The 16,152-nt window shown below is 54.7% G+C and carries 19 protein-coding genes; 17 read left to right on the top strand and 2 right to left on the bottom strand.

The annotated features are described in order from the left end of the window. The first annotated feature begins 11 nt into the window (after positions 1-11). The 10 genes from fliI (at position 12) to fliR (ending at position 7,607) form a co-directional block, all read left to right on the top strand. Positions 12-1,370 carry a flagellar protein export ATPase FliI gene (fliI, locus tag CLU88_RS11755; protein ID WP_369827638.1) on the top strand — a complete coding sequence of 453 codons (1,359 nt, stop codon included), beginning with the start codon at positions 12-14 and terminating at the stop codon, positions 1,368-1,370. Positions 1,371-1,384: 14 nt separating this feature from the next. Next, positions 1,385-1,849 (top strand): flagellar export protein FliJ, encoded by a 465-nt coding sequence (locus tag CLU88_RS11750; RefSeq protein WP_099656753.1) that lies wholly within the window; start codon positions 1,385-1,387, stop codon positions 1,847-1,849. Continuing rightward, positions 1,824-3,170: a flagellar hook-length control protein FliK gene (locus tag CLU88_RS23265; protein ID WP_233205448.1), complete on the top strand. Its 1,347-nt coding sequence runs from the start codon at positions 1,824-1,826 to the stop codon at positions 3,168-3,170. Before CLU88_RS11750 ends, CLU88_RS23265 begins: the two co-directional genes overlap by 26 nt. A gap of 191 nt (positions 3,171-3,361) precedes the next feature. Continuing rightward, the gene (gene fliL / locus CLU88_RS11740; RefSeq protein ID WP_233195025.1) at positions 3,362-3,946 is read left to right on the top strand and encodes a flagellar basal body-associated protein FliL; all 585 of its coding nucleotides are present in this window, start codon (positions 3,362-3,364) and stop codon (positions 3,944-3,946) included. 18 nt (positions 3,947-3,964) lie between these two features. Further along, entirely contained in the window at positions 3,965-4,969 is a 1,005-nt protein-coding gene (gene fliM, locus CLU88_RS11735) for a flagellar motor switch protein FliM (protein WP_099656752.1), read from the top strand. Beyond that, entirely contained in the window at positions 4,959-5,390 is a 432-nt protein-coding gene (gene fliN, locus CLU88_RS11730; RefSeq protein ID WP_099656751.1) for a flagellar motor switch protein FliN, read from the top strand. Before fliM ends, fliN begins: the two co-directional genes overlap by 11 nt. A 7-nt stretch (positions 5,391-5,397) precedes the next feature. Further along, on the top strand, positions 5,398-5,745 hold the full coding sequence (locus CLU88_RS11725) for a flagellar biosynthetic protein FliO (RefSeq protein ID WP_099656750.1): 348 nt from the start codon (positions 5,398-5,400) through the stop codon (positions 5,743-5,745). A gap of 103 nt (positions 5,746-5,848) precedes the next feature. Continuing rightward, complete coding sequence (fliP, locus tag CLU88_RS11720; protein WP_233195290.1) at positions 5,849-6,538, top strand: flagellar type III secretion system pore protein FliP; 690 nt, start codon at positions 5,849-5,851, stop codon at positions 6,536-6,538. A 15-nt stretch (positions 6,539-6,553) separates the two neighbouring features. Then, positions 6,554-6,823: a flagellar biosynthesis protein FliQ gene (fliQ, locus tag CLU88_RS11715; RefSeq protein ID WP_099656748.1), complete on the top strand. Its 270-nt coding sequence runs from the start codon at positions 6,554-6,556 to the stop codon at positions 6,821-6,823. Positions 6,824-6,836: 13 nt separating this feature from the next. Beyond that, the gene (gene fliR / locus CLU88_RS11710) at positions 6,837-7,607 is read left to right on the top strand and encodes a flagellar biosynthetic protein FliR (protein ID WP_099658813.1); all 771 of its coding nucleotides are present in this window, start codon (positions 6,837-6,839) and stop codon (positions 7,605-7,607) included. 57 nt (positions 7,608-7,664) lie between these two features. On the opposite strand, the gene CLU88_RS11705 is transcribed toward fliR, so the two are convergent. Next, positions 7,665-8,297: a response regulator gene (locus CLU88_RS11705; RefSeq protein WP_369827637.1), complete on the bottom strand. Its 633-nt coding sequence runs from the start codon at positions 8,295-8,297 to the stop codon at positions 7,665-7,667. 13 nt (positions 8,298-8,310) lie between these two features. Further along, positions 8,311-9,405, bottom strand: a complete 1,095-nt coding sequence (locus tag CLU88_RS11700; RefSeq protein ID WP_099656747.1) for an ATP-binding protein — start codon at positions 9,403-9,405, stop codon at positions 8,311-8,313. Positions 9,406-9,584: 179 nt separating this feature from the next. Here CLU88_RS11700 and CLU88_RS11695 point away from each other — a divergent pair, with 179 nt between their 5' ends. From CLU88_RS11695 to CLU88_RS11665, 7 genes are all read left to right on the top strand, one after another. Next, positions 9,585-10,031 (top strand): hypothetical protein, encoded by a 447-nt coding sequence (locus tag CLU88_RS11695; RefSeq protein ID WP_099656746.1) that lies wholly within the window; start codon positions 9,585-9,587, stop codon positions 10,029-10,031. 49 nt (positions 10,032-10,080) lie between these two features. Further along, a complete protein-coding gene (locus CLU88_RS11690; protein ID WP_007853722.1) occupies positions 10,081-10,443 on the top strand; it encodes a response regulator in 363 nt (120 codons plus the stop codon). A 36-nt stretch (positions 10,444-10,479) separates the two neighbouring features. Next, positions 10,480-12,624 carry a chemotaxis protein CheW gene (locus tag CLU88_RS11685; protein ID WP_099656745.1) on the top strand — a complete coding sequence of 715 codons (2,145 nt, stop codon included), beginning with the start codon at positions 10,480-10,482 and terminating at the stop codon, positions 12,622-12,624. Between the two features lie 52 nt (positions 12,625-12,676). Then, positions 12,677-13,165, top strand: a complete 489-nt coding sequence (locus CLU88_RS11680) for a chemotaxis protein CheW (RefSeq protein ID WP_099656744.1) — start codon at positions 12,677-12,679, stop codon at positions 13,163-13,165. A 107-nt stretch (positions 13,166-13,272) separates the two neighbouring features. After that, positions 13,273-14,178: a CheR family methyltransferase gene (locus CLU88_RS11675; RefSeq protein ID WP_099656743.1), complete on the top strand. Its 906-nt coding sequence runs from the start codon at positions 13,273-13,275 to the stop codon at positions 14,176-14,178. Between the two features lie 77 nt (positions 14,179-14,255). Next, positions 14,256-14,957, top strand: coding sequence for a chemoreceptor glutamine deamidase CheD (cheD, locus tag CLU88_RS11670; RefSeq protein ID WP_199173524.1), 702 nt, complete (start codon positions 14,256-14,258; stop codon positions 14,955-14,957). Between the two features lie 15 nt (positions 14,958-14,972). Beyond that, a complete protein-coding gene (locus CLU88_RS11665) occupies positions 14,973-16,085 on the top strand; it encodes a chemotaxis response regulator protein-glutamate methylesterase (RefSeq protein WP_099656741.1) in 1,113 nt (370 codons plus the stop codon). The last annotated feature ends 67 nt before the right edge of the window (positions 16,086-16,152 follow it).

Genomic DNA, 16,152 nt, shown 5'->3' with positions numbered 1-16,152 from the left:
GGGAGCGGTTTATGACCGACGCACGTGAACGCGTGGCCGCAGGCACCCCGCTGGAGACGCGTGGAACCCTCACGCGCTTGACGGGGTTGGTGCTGGAGGCTGCCGGTATCCGCGTACCTGTCGGTTCGCAGTGCATGGTTCAGATGCCTGGCCATGCGTCGGTGTTGGCTGAGGTGGTGGGCTTCTCGTCTGACAAGGCATTTTTGATGCCTGCTGGAGATATCCATGGTTTGTCCAGCGGGGCGAGTGTTGTGCCTGCTGCGCCCTATGTGCCTACACCGCGTCTGGGCGAGACGGCACGCCCTGTTCCACGGGCCGGGGTGCTGCGGCTGCCCATGGGGGATGGACTTCTAGGCCGCGTGGTGGATGCGCAAGGGCTGCCTTTGGACCATGGCGGGCCTGTGCAAGACGTGGTGGCTGAGCCGATGGACCGCCGTCAGATCAATGCCATGGACCGTGATCCGGTGCGTGAGTCGTTGGACACAGGGGTGCGTGCCATTAATGCATTGCTTACCGTAGGGCGGGGGCAGCGCCTGGGTTTGTTTGCAGGCTCTGGTGTGGGCAAAAGCGTGCTGTTGGGCATGATGGCCCGTTACACCCGTGCCGATGTCATCGTGGTGGGGTTGATTGGCGAGCGGGGCCGCGAAGTCAAGGAGTTCGTCGAAGATATTTTGGGGGAGGAGGGCCGTGCCAGATCGGTGGTGGTGGCCGCCCCTGCCGATGCGCCGCCTCTGCTGCGGATGCAAGGCGCTGCTTACGCCACGGCTGTGGCTGAGCACTTCCGTGACAAGGGCAAGCACGTGTTGCTGCTGATGGACTCGCTGACCCGCTATGCCATGGCCCAGCGTGAAATTGCGTTGGCCATTGGTGAGCCACCGGCGACCAAGGGGTATCCCCCTTCATGCTTTGCCAAATTGCCTCAGTTGGTGGAGCGCAGTGGCAATGGTCTGCATGGCGTGGGGTCGATCACGGCTTTCTACACGGTGTTGTCGGAGGGGGATGACCAGCAGGATCCTATTGCTGATGCGGCGCGGGCGATTTTGGACGGACACATTGTTTTGTCCCGGGCGTTGGCGGAGTCCGGGCATTTCCCTGCCATAGACATTGAGCAATCGGCTTCGCGCGTGATGCACAACGTGGTATCCAGGGGGCACTTTGATTTGGCTCGACGCTTCAGGGCGGTTTACTCGCGCTATCAAAAGAGCCGTGACTTGGTGCAGGTGGGGGCGTATATGAGTGGCTCAGATCCAGCCCTGGATGAAGCGATCCGGTTGCAACCCCAAATGGCCGCATGCCTGCAGCAGGACATGTTTGATGCCGCGTCCATGGACCAGAGCGTTGCAGCCATGGCTGCAGTGCTTGACAGTTAGCCCTGGGGGATGTCATGTCTGCCCTGAATGCTCTGATGGTGGCCGTGAGCGTTGCGGAGCGTAAGCGCGATGAGGCGCGGCAAACGCTACAGAACGCCCAAGTGGCACAACAAGCGGCGCTGAACCAGTTGTCGCAACTGGAGGGCTATGCACAGGAGATCCAGGGGCGTTGGGGGGCCAAAGAGGGAGCCACCCTCAAGCCCGAGGTGATGTACCACCACAACCAGTTCATGGGGCGCTTGGGGCATGCTGCGGGCCTTCAGTCAGGGGTGGTGCAGGAGCAGGTTCAGCGGGTAGATGCCGCATCTCGGCAGCTTTTGGCGACTGAGCTGCGTTTGGCCAGTTTGCGAAAGGTGTTGGAGGCGCGTCGCCGTGATGTGGCGTTGCAGCAAGCACGCCGCGAACAAAAGCAAACGGACGAGCGAGCCGCAATCAAGTACCACAGTACTGCCAATGGCCCTGTCGGGCAGGAGAGTTGAAATGGAACAGTCTCGAATTACCAACCAGCAGTCCTCACAGGGTGCCCATGCCGCCGTCCGTGCCAAAGGCGCAACCAAGACCGCTAACGACGCTGTGCAGGATCCGGCGGCGCAAGGGGGCTTTATGGCCCTGATGGCTGCATTGGGGGACGGACTGCCTGCCGATGATGCGACAGAGCCATCGGATATTGGCGCGATCATCGACCCTTTGTCTGCTGCTGCCGGGCAGATGTATGACCCCGCTGCACTCTCTAACGTGCAGGGCTTCTTGGCATCTGCACTGGGAAGTGCTGCTCCCAGTGCCAGTACCAGTGGTTTGCCGGGGGCGGTTGGTCAAGCGGGGGGCGACGGTTTGGTGGGTAGTTCTCGCGTTGCTTGGGCTCTGGATCCCATGGATGATGGCTTGGTTGCGCAAACCGCTGTGTTAGACAAGCTGGGTGATGTCAAGGACGGCGATACCGCAGCAGGCTTGCTGGCTCAAGGACGCCCCACACTTGTGCGCGGCACCACGAGTTTTGCTCAACGCAGTGAAGCCCTGAGTGCACTGGCGGGTTCCCTGGCTGGGAAGTCGGGAGGGGCAGAGCCAGGTAAATCCGCCAATGGGGCTGCTGATGCTGCGACGGTACTGTCAGGGGCCCTTGCTTCCGTGGCGCCCACGCGTGAGTCCGGCGTTGTGCATGCAGTGCGTGAAGGTTTGGGAGGGCGAGAGTCTTTGGGGCTGGCTGGGCTGGACAGCGCAGCTGTGTTGGCAGAACTACAAGGAAGTGGCGGGGCTGAAAGCTGGCTGCGTGACTCCAGCGATGTAGGCGCGACGAACTATGGAGGTGAAGGGGGCTGGGGCGCGCAGGCTCTGGAGCCAGATGCAGCCCGTTCCGATGGTGGTACGGCAGTTGCCGGGGGCTCGGATGGATTGGTGCCCCCCGGAGCGGAAGATGCGTTGGCCGAGCAGGTCACCTACTGGGTGAATCAGAAAACCCAGAATGCAGAAATGACATTGACGAGGGACGGCCAACCTGTGGAGGTTTCAGTTTCTCTGTCTGGTAACGAGGCCCATGTGACTTTTCGCAGCGACCAGGAGCAAACTCGCCAAATGCTGGACGGCAGCATGGCGCAATTGAGTGACATGCTGCGTGATCAAGGTTTGATCTTGTCGGGTGCCAGTGTGGGGACTTCGGCGCGTGATGGCCAATCGCGGGGGGGCGAGGCCCAGCAAGGGTCAGATTCACGCACGGGCCAAGCGAAGGTTGTTGCGGCGGATAGCGCCACGGAGCGTAAACCAGCCGGGGTGGATGGGCGCCGCGCACTGGATGTATTTGTTTGAGTGTGCCCACAGGCAGCCGCAGACGCTTGTTCTGTGGCGCCGTCGATAGCGTGAGGTGCCGGACAGTCATGGTTTTGGGCTTTTATTCTGGCTATTATTGGTTGAGTACCCGCCCGACAATGCAACCTAGCGTCTGGTCATTGCCTTGTTGGGCATGATTGGGCAGCTGAACACAGCAAGGAATCCGCCCCGTGTCTGCCAATGCACCCGCCGCTCCGGCCAAGGAGAAGACCAAAAGCAAGAAGATGCTGGTGATCATCATTGTGGTGGTCGCTTTGCTGGTGGTTGCAGGTGGCGCCGCCGCTTGGTTTCTTTCCAGTCGTGCCCATCCCAAGGATGACGAGGCCGCAGAAGAGCCCGCGCCAGCTAAAGAGGCCGCCAAGACGCCACCAACTTTTTTGCCCATGGACAACATGGTGGTGAATTTGGCTGACCCTGGGGGCGAGCGCTTTGCGCAGATTGGCATCACTCTGGAGGTGGTTGATGCCAAAACAGCAGACCAGGTCAAGCAGTACTTGCCTTCGATTCGAAGCGGCATCCTGATGGTGGTGTCGCAGCGAACATCGGGCGAATTGCTCCAGCGCGAAGGCAAGGAGAAGCTGGCCAATGACATTCTTCGGGAAGTGTCCAAACCACTGGGGTTTTCAGTGCCCGTTGCTAAGAAACGGGTGGTTGCTGAAGGTGAAGAAGAAGATCCCGAAGAGCGCGCTGCGAGGCGCAAGGCCGATAAGAACCCAGTGAAACGGGTACTCTTTTCGAGCTTCATCATTCAGTGACGCGCAAGGGGGTCATCTATGAGTGATTCGTTCCTGTCGCAAGAAGAAGTTGATGCACTTCTTGAGGGGGTCACGGGCGAGAGCCAGAAGTCGGTAGAGGAAGTCGCCGAGGCCGGCTCGGTCCGTAACTATGACATTTCGAGCCAAGAGCGCATCGTACGTGGCCGCATGCCGACGATGGAAATCGTCAACGAGCGGTTTGCACGCAATTTTCGTATTGGGCTCTTCAACTTTATTCGCCGCAGCCCAGAGATATCGGTGGGTACTGTCTCCGTGCAGCGCTACAGCGCGTTCTTGCGCGAACTGGCTGTACCTACGAACTTCAATATTGTGGCCATTCGTCCGTTGCGTGGCAGTGGTTTGATTGTGTGTGAGCCTTCGCTGGTGTTCGGCATCATCGACACCTTGTACGGCGGGGTGGGAAAATTCCAGACCCGTATCGAGGGCCGGGATTTCTCGCCCACGGAACAAAGGGTGATCAATCGCTTGGTGGACGTGATCTGTGCGGAATACAAAAAAGCATGGCACGGTATTTACCCGCTGGAACTGGAGTATCAGCGTTCAGAAATGCAGCCCCAGTTTGCCAATATTGCAACCCCGAGCGAAATCGTGGTGTCTACGGCGTTTCAGTTGGAAATCGGGGACCTGTCCGGTGCGATTCATGTGTGTATGCCCTATGCCACATTGGAGCCTATCCGTGATGTTTTGTATTCATCGACCCAAGGCGACTCCATTGAGGTAGATCGCCGCTGGGTCCGTGTTTTGACTCGTGAGATCCAGGCCGCTGAAGTAACGCTGGTGGCCGAACTTGCCAAAGCCGATGCCACTGTGGAGCAATTGCTGGCGATGAAGCCAGGTGACTTTATTGAACTGGACCGAGAGCCGCGTATCAAGGCCTCTATTGGTGGGGTTCCCATTTTTGAATGCCAGTACGGAACGCACAATTCTAAATACGCTATTCGCATTGAAGAGTGCTTGCGCAGTGCAGACATGAGCTGGCTTGGAGAAAAAGATGTCAACTGAAGAAAACAACAAAGACGCTGCAGACGATCCATTTGCTGGTTGGGCTGAAGCACTGGAAGAGCAAAAGCGTGACGACAAACCTGCCGATGCAGAGCAGGGGGGGCCTCTGTCCGGAGAGCCCGTACGGCCTTTCTCGGGTGGCAGTGATGGAACGGTCAATGACATCAATATGGTGTTGGACATTCCTGTTCAGCTGTCCGTGGAATTGGGTCGCACCAAAGTTCCGATCAAGTACATCCTGCAATTGGCTCAGGGGTCCGTGGTGGAGCTGGATGCTTTGGCGGGTGAGCCAATGGATGTGCTGGTGAACGGCTACCTGATTGCCCAAGGCGAAGTGGTGGTCGTGAACGATAAGTTCGGTATCCGTCTCACCGATGTGGTGACGCCCTCAGAGCGTCTGCGGCGCGTGAGCCGTGGATAGTCCCGGTATGACCCAGACCTTGTCGGTTGTTGTTCTGTTCATTGCAGGCATGGCGTGCTTGCCATGGTTGGTGCGTTGGGTGCAACAACGAAAGGGCGCCTCGGGCGTCTCTGGTGCCGCGGCTGCGTCCAAGGTGCTCTCTGCAGTGGCCATAGGTCCTCAGCAGCGGGTGGTGACAGTGGAGGTGGGGCCTGAACACGCCAGAACACTACTGGTTTTAGGGGTGACTGCGCAGCATGTGAGTTGCTTGCATACCATTCCGGCCTCCTCGGTTCCCCTCCCGACAGTAGAGCGACACATCTCTTTTGCGCAAGAAATAGCGCAGGCATCAGCTTTGAAAGAAACAGATGCGTAGCCCAGCGCGCTGCGGTCTCGCGTGGGCGCATGGGATGCGGCCTTTACTGGCGTTGGCTGGGGTTGCTACAGGGCTGGTGCTGGCACTGGCGCAGTCGCCCGCCATGGCCCAAACGGCAGGAAGTTCTTTGCCGATCCTGGTGGGGGCTGGCTCTGGCGGTAATAGCTATTCTGTGCCGATCCAGACACTGCTGTTTTTCACGGCGCTTTCCTTCTTGCCTGCCGTGCTGCTATTGATGACAGGCTTTACGCGCATCGTGATTGTTTTGTCGCTTCTCCGGCAGGCGCTGGGCACCCAATCGGCTCCCCCCAACCAAGTCATCATTGGACTCTCCCTTTTCTTGACGATGTTCGTGATGGGGCCGACTTTGGACAGGGTGTACCAGGATGCGTATGTGCCTTACACCGCGAATGCCATTGGCTTTGAACAAGCGTTGCAAAAAGCAGAGGCGCCCATGCGCGAATTCATGCTTAAGCAAACGCGGCAGTCAGACTTTGCCTTGTTTTCCCGTTTGGCTCGTTTGGGGTCTGATGTGACCGCCGAAACAGCGCCGCTGCGGGTGCTGGTGCCGGCGTTTGTGACCAGTGAGTTGAAATCTGCTTTCCAGATAGGGTTCATGATCTTCATCCCATTTCTGGTCATCGATATGGTGGTTTCCAGTATCTTGATGTCTTTGGGGATGATGATGCTGTCCCCTGTGCTGGTTGCCCTGCCTTTCAAGCTCATGCTGTTTGTGCTGGCCGATGGATGGAACCTTCTCCTGGGTTCATTGGCTGCCAGCTTTGTGACTTGACCCGAGGAGCTTACGGTGACTTCTCAGATGGTTTTGACTATGGGGCGAGATGCCCTGACCTTGTTGCTCATGATCTCGATGCCCGTATTGGGCGTTGTCATGGCGGTGGGCTTGGTGGTCAGCATTTTTCAGGCAGTGACGCAGATCCATGAGGCGACGCTGGCTTTTGTGCCCAAGCTGATCGCAGCCATGATTGTGTTTGCCATTGGTGGCCCGTGGATGATCAGCACTTTGGTGGATTACATCCGTCGGACCATTGAATCCATTCCTAGCGTTGTCGGTTGACGTTGGATTGCATGTGATCACCTTCAATGAGGCGCAGCTAGTTGCTTGGCTATCGCCAGTGCTCTGGCCATTTTTGAGGGTGCTGGCGGTATTTTCAGTGGCGCCGATTTTTTCTATGCGCATGATTCCCATGCGGGTCAAGATTGGCTTAGCGTTTCTTGTTGCCCTCTGTGCCCAGGGTATTTTGGTCAATCAGCCAATTGTGGATATCAATGGGAGAGATGCGATTGGGGCCGTCGTGCAGCAGGTGGTGATTGGCTTGTCGATTGGCTTCGCTGTCCGGTTGGTGTTTTCTTCTGTGGAGTTGGCGGGGGAAATCATTGGGCTGCAGATGGGGTTGAATTTCGCTTCGTTTTTTGACCCGGCAAGCAATGCACAAATCAGTGCGGTGGCTCGCTTTTTCGGCAATGTGTCCATGTTGTTGTTCATCGTGGTCAATGGGCACTTGATGGTGGTGATGGCGGTCGTCAAGAGCTTCGATCGATTTCCCGTGAACGGCAATTTTTTAAGTGCCTTGAATCAGATGCGGTTGTACGAACTAGGGGCATCGCTGTTCTCGAGCGCTTTGTGGATTGCGCTGCCGATGATTGCCTTGCTGCTGTTCGTCAATCTTGCGTTGGGGGTGATATCCCGTGTTGCACCACAGATGAATATTTATGCCGTTGGGTTCCCAGTGACACTCACGGTCGGGATGCTGGGTATTACAGCCACCTTACCCATGCTCGAGCAGCCTATCTTGACGCTCATGCAGCAGGCGGTGGACATTTTTGCCGCACAGAGATAGCTCTCGTTTGTTGCTTTGACAGATACAGAGCGCTTGCCGCACCCGGCCAAACGTCTGCTAGACCAGTTGGTTGCGTATTGCGTACACCGTCAGTTCCGCGTTGTTGGTGAGTTGCAGCTTCTCAAGGACCCTGGATCGATAGACGCTCACCGTCTTGGGGCTCAGCATCAGTTCTTCTGCGATATCCGACAGGCGACGGCCTGATGCAATTTTGATGAGTGTTTGTAGTTCGCGCTCAGACAGTGCAGCGTGCGGTGTTTCTTGCACAGGCTGCGAAAGACTTTCTGCCAGCATCTGCGCCACCTCGGCAGTCAAATACTTGCGTCCCTGCATGACGGTGCGAACCGCTGCAATCAGTGCCACGGGATCCCCTGCCTTGTTGGCATACCCTTGGGCGCCTGCTTTGAGGCATCGCAGGGCGTATTGGTCTTCTGGGTACATGGACACCACCAGTACCTTGATCTCCGAATTTGTCTCTTTCAGGCTTGCCAACACTTCCAGCCCACTGCGGCCAGGCATGTTGAGATCAAGGAGCAAAACGTCGCAGGGCGCGCTGCGCAAAACTTCCCGAAGCTCTGAGTAGCTGCCAGCCTCTCCTGTGACTTGAATGTCATGGGCTTCAATCAACGTGTCGCGGATGCCCCGACGCAGTACGGCATGGTCATCGCACAGAACAACATTAATCGCCACAAACTTACCCCTCTTAGTATTTTGTTGGTGACGATGTTAGCGGGACTGTCAGCGTGATGCATGTGCCTTTTGTGGGTTGACTGCTGATATCCAGCCAGCCGCCAACAGTGCGAGCTCTTTCTTGAAGCCCTTTGAGCCCAAAGGCTTTGGGCTTGGTTCGCATTTCGGGGCCCATGCCGCATCCGTTGTCTGCAATTTCCAACGTCAGGACGCCCTCGTAGTCGGATAAGTCGATGCTCACTTTGCTGGGCTGCGCGTATTTGCCGATATTGGTCAATGCCTCTTGGGCGGTGCGGTACGCCACCAGTTGGATTTCTGGACTGACATGGATGTCTTCCTTGTTGAGGCGCACTTGCGTCGGGACGTCTGTTCTTCTCTCAAAACCTGATGCCAGCCACTTGACGGCCGCGGCCAGCCCTTGCTCCAGCACCGGGGGGCGCAAGTTCATCATGATGCGCTGGCTGGCACCCACAGCATGCTGCAACATGTCTGTGGCCGCCGCTGCATGCTCTTTCATGGCATCGGTCGTGGCGTGCCGACCTATCCATGCGATGTCAAAGCGAACGGCGGTCAGTGCTCCGCCGATGTCATCGTGAATTTCGCGTGCGATGGCTGCGCGCTCTTGCTCAATGGATGTCTGTAAGTGCTCCGCTAAAGCCGCCAGCCGTTTTTGAGACTCTGCCAACTCTGCCACGGCCAGCTCACGGTCTTTATTGGCTTGGTGCACTTCAATGGCGCGCGCCATGACATGGGGGAGTCGGCCAATGTCGTCTTTGAGAAGGTAGTCGGCGATGCCGAGGTGCATGGCATCGACCGCAGCAGCTTCGCCAACCGCTCCTGAAACCAGGACGAAGGGGGGGCGGTGATGCAATTGCGCAACATGTTGCCATGCATCAAGCGCCGTAAACCCGTTGAGCCTGTAGTCCGCTAGGATGATGTCGAATGACCTCAGGGAAACAAGTGCCGCAAAGGCATCCAGAGAGTCAACCGGTGTGATGGCTGCTGAGGGGTAAGACCGAAGAATGACGCGGTGCACCAGTTTTTGATCAGCAAGCGAATCTTCAAGGTGGAGTATTTGAAGCTGTTGCTCTGGTGCTATCGTGACCATAGGGGCGTTATCATAGGATACATTTTGGAACAAACAAGGGTGTTTGTCCGATTGAGGGGGTTGGTTGCCCAGCGTCCAATAAGTTCAGGCAATTGGGCTTGCTAGTAGCAAAATGTCCATAAAACGCCGTCTTTGATGGCACGCGCGTGCTTTGTGGCTGCTTTTGCGATGGAGAAACGATGCAATCTACGCTAACAACGCCTGGAGGGCCAGGGGTTCAAGTTCCTGTCATGGTGGCAGCAGAACTCCAGGACTCGTTGCTGGTGGTCATGCACGACTTGCACCGCTTGGAAGGGCTGCTTAGTCATGCAACAGACAACTTGCTCGAACGCTTTGGCGAGGCCAATGCTGTTTTGACGGATTCCTTTGTTGCAGACTCCCCTGAACTGCAGGCTGCGAAGAATGCCTTGCGCAGTGCTGTGACTGAATTGCAGTTTCAGGACATGGCATCTCAGTTGATTTGGCACACCACCAAGGTATTACAAGGCTGTGCTTTTCGCCTTGCTTCAGAGGCCATGGGGCAAGAGGAAGGTGAAGAAGCTGCACCCTTTGCCGAAATGGCGCCCGACAGGCCAAACCCTGTTACACAGAGCGAAATGGATGCTGGTTCCGTCGATTTATTCTGATCGTCACGTTATTGGCTAACCTAAATATTCAAGTCAGTTGGAGCCTTACATGCAATCGATACTTGCCGTAGATGATTCACCATCCATGCGAAAAATGGTGTCTTTCACCTTGACTGGTGCGGGTTACCACGTGGTGGAGGCGGTGGATGGGCAAGATGCCCTTGAAAAAGCGGAAAGCCATGACATTCACCTGGTTTTGGCGGACCAGAACATGCCAAGGCTGGACGGTATCGGCCTCACGCGAAAACTCCGTGAGCATCCAAAGTTCAAAACTATTCCTATTTTGATTTTGACAACCGAGTCCAGTGACCAAATGAAGCAGGCAGGGCGCTCTGCGGGTGCTACGGGGTGGTTGGTTAAGCCTTTTGATCCCAATCGACTCATTGAAGTGATTCAAAAGGTAATCCGCTAAAGCGGCCTAGTTTAGAAAATCAAATAGGAGCCAACCATGGCAGAAACCTACCAAGAAGGATCTGGGTCAGGCGCTGATTTTGATCTGAGTCAGTTCTATCAGATCTTTTTCGAAGAGGCTGGAGAGAATCTGGACCAAATGGAGCAAATGCTTTTGGATCTGGATTTAAGCAACGCCAATGATGAAGAACTCAACGGGATTTTCCGCTGCGCTCACTCCATAAAGGGGGGGGCTGCAACTTTTGGTTTTTCTGATGTGGCTGAGTTGACTCATCAGATGGAGTCGCTTCTCGATAAGCTGCGTCGACACGAGCTTCAGCCCATTCCACAAATGGTAGACGTTCTGCTGGAGTCGGCAGATGCCTCTCGCAGTTTGCTGGCCCGGCATCAGGCTGGTGGGCAAGGTGAAGCTGTCTCCACCACTGCTTTGGTGAAGCGCATCAGTGACCTTGCTGCAGGCCTTCCTCCGTCTGATTCAACGCCTTTGGCTCCGCCTGCTGCTGCGCCGGCTCCCGTTGCTTCTCCCCCGGTTGTAGCCGCAGCACCAGCGCTAGCACCTCATGTCCCTGGTCAGATTCGGCAACTGGAGATTCACATTGGACCGCTTGAGCGCCTTGAGCAAGCCGATGCGATCAAAGAGTTGTTCCGTGACATTGCTGGGCTGGGCTCCATTCAGGATATTTCGGGTGCAGTTCCTGACATGCGTGTGTTTGCGGTAGAGACAACGTCCTCCACTGAAGACTTGCTTGACCTCTTTGCTTTCCATGTGTCCAAAGATCAAGTCCGTTTCGTTGATGCTGGTGCCGCGGCGGTCACCGCTTTGCCTGACGCGGAGATGGTCTCTGTAGCCGCGTCCGATACCGACGTGGCCTATGGGTTTTTTAATGATGCACCAGGAGCTCCCGCTGCCGCTGCAGAGGTCGCACACGCTGTGGTTCCTGTGGCCGATGAAGCACCCCGCGCCAAGGCCGTGGCGCCTAAGTCGTCCGAGCAAAAGGCGCCATCGCAAGCACAGATGGAGTCAACAACTATTCGTGTGGCCGTGAACAAGGTGGATCAACTGATCAATCTCGTCGGTGAGTTGGTGATTACACAAGCCATGCTGGCGCAGAACAGCCGGGGTTTGGATGCTGGTGCGTACCAACAATTGCTAGCTGGTTTAGCAGATCTGGATCGCAACACTCGAGATCTTCAAGAGTCGGTCATGTCGATTCGCATGATCCCCATGTCTATTGTGTTCAGCCGTTTCCCTAGGATGTTGCGAGATTTGGCAAACAAACTGGGTAAAAAAGTGGATTTGGTGACTTTGGGTGAAGCCACTGAATTGGATAAAGGACTGGTTGAGAAAATCACAGATCCCTTGACGCACTTGGTCCGGAATAGTTGTGACCATGGGATTGAATTGCCTGCAGATCGATTGGCGAAAGGCAAGTCTGAGCACGGGACGATCACTTTGTCGGCATCCCACCAGGGCGGATCGATTGTGATTGATGTCCGCGATGACGGTCGGGGCTTGTCTCGTGAAAAGATACTGAAAAAAGCCCAAGAGCGTGGGCTTGATGTATCTGATCAGATGACGGACTCAGAAGTGTGGCAGCTGATTTTTGCCCCTGGATTCTCTACAGCCGAAGAGGTTACGGACGTGTCTGGTCGCGGTGTCGGTATGGATGTTGTCAAGCGGAATATCGCCGCACTCAATGGCTCTGTTGAAATCGACTCAGCAGAAGGCTATGGCATGAAGGTTTCCGTGCGCCTTCCATTGACACTGGCCATCATGGATGGGATGTCGGTTGGGGTCGGAGAAGAGGTTTATATCTTGCCGCTTTCCTCTGTGGTTGAGTCTTTCCAGGTCAATGCTGATGATGTGAGTACGGTTGCGCAAGGCTCCCAACTGGTTAAAGTTCGTGATGAATATATGCCTGTCATCGCGCTGGAGAAAATATTCCAAGTCCCACGATTTGATTTGAATAAATCAAGCAATATTATGGTCGTGGTGGAGGCCGATGGCAGTCGTGTTGCGCTGCTTGTAGACGAATTGCTTGGACAACACCAAGTTGTGGTGAAAAACCTCGAGTCTAATTACCGCAAGGTTCCAAATGTATCCGGTGCTACTATTTTGGGCGATGGAACCGTTGCATTGATTTTGGATACGGGTGGCTTGGTTCGCCGGGCGAGGCATTAAATAGAAATTGTGGTCAGTGAATTTGGTTTTGATCGCAATTTGAGGAGCTGTTATGAGTGTTGTTGGAAAAACTGCAGATGTGGCTCCAGCTGGGGCCAGGGAGTATCTGACTTTTCGGTTGGATCAAGAGGAGTACGGCATTGATATCTTGAAGGTTCAAGAAATCAGAGGGTACGAGCAACCAACTCGTATCGCCAATGCCCCCGCATTCATTAAAGGGGTCGTGAATCTCCGAGGAACTATCGTTCCTATTGTTGATATGCGACTCAAATTCAATTGCGCGCAGGCAGATTACAATAGTTTTACTGTTGTTATTATTTTGAATTTGCGCAATAGAGTCGTCGGAATTGTTGTGGATTCTGTGAGTGATGTCATGGAGTTGACTGCGGACAGTATTCGTTCTGCGCCTGATATTGAAAGTGCAATTGATAACAGTTGCATCTTGGGACTGGGGTCCGTGGGAGAGCGGATGCTAATTCTTCTGGATATTGAAAAGCTGATGTCTGGTGTCGATATGGGGTTGGTCACGGTTGACGAGTAATTTGTGAAATTTACTTGTCTGCACGTGGTGCAGATGAAAGGGCTTGTGTTGGCTTGCTTGTGATTGGCAAGAAATATGTGCTAGCAAATATTCCCTTCGGATGAAATATGCCCCAAGCCACTAACGCATTAAAAAACACCCGTGCACCCGTTGCTCGAATTGATGTAGAGGGTAATGGTGCAGCATCCACTGGACCTCTTGCACAGGGCAGAGAGTTTGTGTGGACAAATGCTGATTTCGCCAGAGTTCAATCACTGATTTACCAGCGTGCGGGAATTAGTTTGCATGATGGAAAACATGCAATGGTTTATAGCCGGCTTTCCCGCCGTTTGAGAGAGACGGGGCATGCTAGTTTCCATGACTATTTAAGCTGGCTTGAAACCAATGATGGCCCTGAATGGCAGGAATTTGTCAATGCGTTGACGACAAATCTCACAGCTTTTTTTCGGGAGCAGCATCATTTTGAAATATTTGCCTCCCATCTTCAAAGCCGCCCCTCGGGAACTCAATGGAAGGTTTGGTGCAACGCTGCATCTACTGGTGAGGAGCCCTATTCTATTGTCATGACGGCCTTTGAAGCGCTGGGTTCGAACCCCTCTTTTAAATTGGTTGCCAGCGATATTGATTCCAAAGTTTTGGCAACTGCTGGAAATGGGGTTTATCGTCTTGACAGCATGAAGGGGGTTAGCCAAGACAAGATGCAGCGGTTTTTCTTGAAGGGAAAAGGCGCTAATTCAGGGATGGTGCGAGTCAAGCCGGAGTTGCGTCGGTTGATTGACTTCATGAGCGTGAATTTGATCAGGGACGATTGGCCTTTCAAAGAGCCCTTTGATGTGGTTTTTTGCCGGAATGTCATGATTTATTTTGATGCTCCGACGCAAAGGCGCGTTCTGGAAAAAATTCACCGTGTACTGAAGCCAGGTGGGATGCTTTTTGTCGGGCACGCTGAAAATTTCAGCGAATCCAAGGATCTTTTTACTTTGCGGGGGAAGACGGTTTATGAACGCCGTTGACCTTGTTGAACAATAAAGCCACCGTTCCCATGACCAACTTTCACTCTGGTGTACCCTCCAGTTCTGGTGCTGCTGGAATGGCATCTCAGGCTGCCCTTGAGCGGCGTAGAGCTCCGCGAATAGCACCATTGAGTGCGGATATTTATTCTGCTGGAGGGGCGGCAAGGGACTCTTCGTTAGATGAATTGAAGGCCCGGCCTAAACGCCCTGGTGAAGCATCTTTTTTCTACCTAGATCATCATTTTCAGCACAACGCTGTCAAGGTGTTGCCCGGCGAGTATTTTGTTGCCAATGAAAATATGGTGATCATGACTGTTCTGGGGTCATGTATTGCGGCCTGTTTGTGGGACAGTCGTGCACACATCGGTGGCATGAATCACTTTATGCTTCCTGATGGAGATATGGCTGACTCATCTGGCCGATACGGTTCTTATGCAATGGAAGTGTTGATCAATGAAATGCTGAAGCTGGGCGCCCGGCGAGAAACAATGCAAGCCAAAATATTTGGTGGCGCGCAGGTTATGCATAATTTCACAACAATGAATGTCGGTGAGCGAAATACAAATTTCGTACTGAATTACTTGCACACGGAGAGAATTCCGATTGTTTCTGAAGACGTTCTCGATATTTATCCCAGGAAGGTAGTTTTCTTCCCGGTCACTGGCAAGGCGATGGTCAAGCGATTGGCCCATGCCCATCCAGATGTCGCGCAAGAAGTTCGGGGCAATGCTGCCACTGTCGCCAAGAGCAATGCGGGTGGCTCTGTGGACTTGTTTTGATAAAAGGTCGAGTTGATGAGTAAGAAAATTCGGGTGGTTGTTGTGGATGACTCGGCTCTGGTTCGTAGCCTGCTTGCCGAGATCATCAACCGCCAGCGTGATATGGAGTGCATTGGAACAGCCAACGACCCTCTGATCGCAAGAGAAATGATTCGGGAACTCAATCCTGACGTGATTACCTTGGATGTTGAAATGCCTCGGATGGATGGCATCGATTTCCTGGGGCGGTTGATGCGTTTGCGTCCCATGCCTGTTGTGATGATTTCCACACTGACAGAGCGGGGCGCTGAAGTGACTATGAAGGCGCTGGAGTTGGGCGCCATTGATTTTGTTGCGAAGCCGCGTGTGGGGCTGGCCAATGGTTTGAATGATCTGGCCGAGCAAATTGTGGACAAAATCCGTGTTGCTGCTGTTGCGCAAGTGCACCGTGGCGTCATCCGCGAGACGCCTGCTCAGGCGCCTGCGCCTCTGCACGCGGGTGGGGCCGCTGCAGCCCCCGTGTCTGCCATGGGGTTGTTGGGACGTCTGTCCACTGAAAAGCTTATCTGCATTGGCGCATCCACAGGCGGGACTGAAGCCATCAAAGAGGTTTTGGTGCAGATGCCTGCGGATTCCCCAGCGATTGTGATCACACAACACATGCCGCCAGGCTTCACCACCAGTTTTGCCGCCAGGCTCAATGGGCTTTGCCAGATCATTGTGAAAGAGGCGGTGAATGGTGAACGGATATTGCCTGGGCATGCTTATATTGCGCCCGGCGGAAAGCAGTTTCATGTGGCGCGCAGTGGCGCCAACTACGTAGCAGTCGTTGATGATGGGCCTGCCGTCAATAGGCACAAGCCTTCCGTTGAGGTTTTGTTTAAATCAGCTGCTGCAGTGGTTGGGCGCAACGCCTTCGGCATTATGCTGACGGGAATGGGCAATGACGGCGCCGCTGCGATGCGAGAAATGAAGGACGCTGGCAGCTACAACTATGTGCAGGACGAGGCCAGTTGTATTGTGTTTGGCATGCCTAGGGAGGCCATAGCGCATGGTGCTGCGGATGAGGTTCTTCCGCTGGGCCAAATTGCGGGGGCGCTGTTGACCAAGTTGAGGGGCTCTTCGGATCGGGTGCTGCACCGCATTTGATCCTGAGAGCAGTCCATCGGGCGATGATCGCCCGAGTGGGTGAGAAAAAGCACCTGGCAATCGGTGG

This window comes from Acidovorax sp. 56 (assembly GCF_002749705.1).
Lineage (GTDB): Bacteria > Pseudomonadota > Gammaproteobacteria > Burkholderiales > Burkholderiaceae_C > Acidovorax.
The sequence above is the reverse complement of the archived record's forward strand: the minus strand, read 5'-3'. Positions and strand labels throughout refer to the sequence as shown.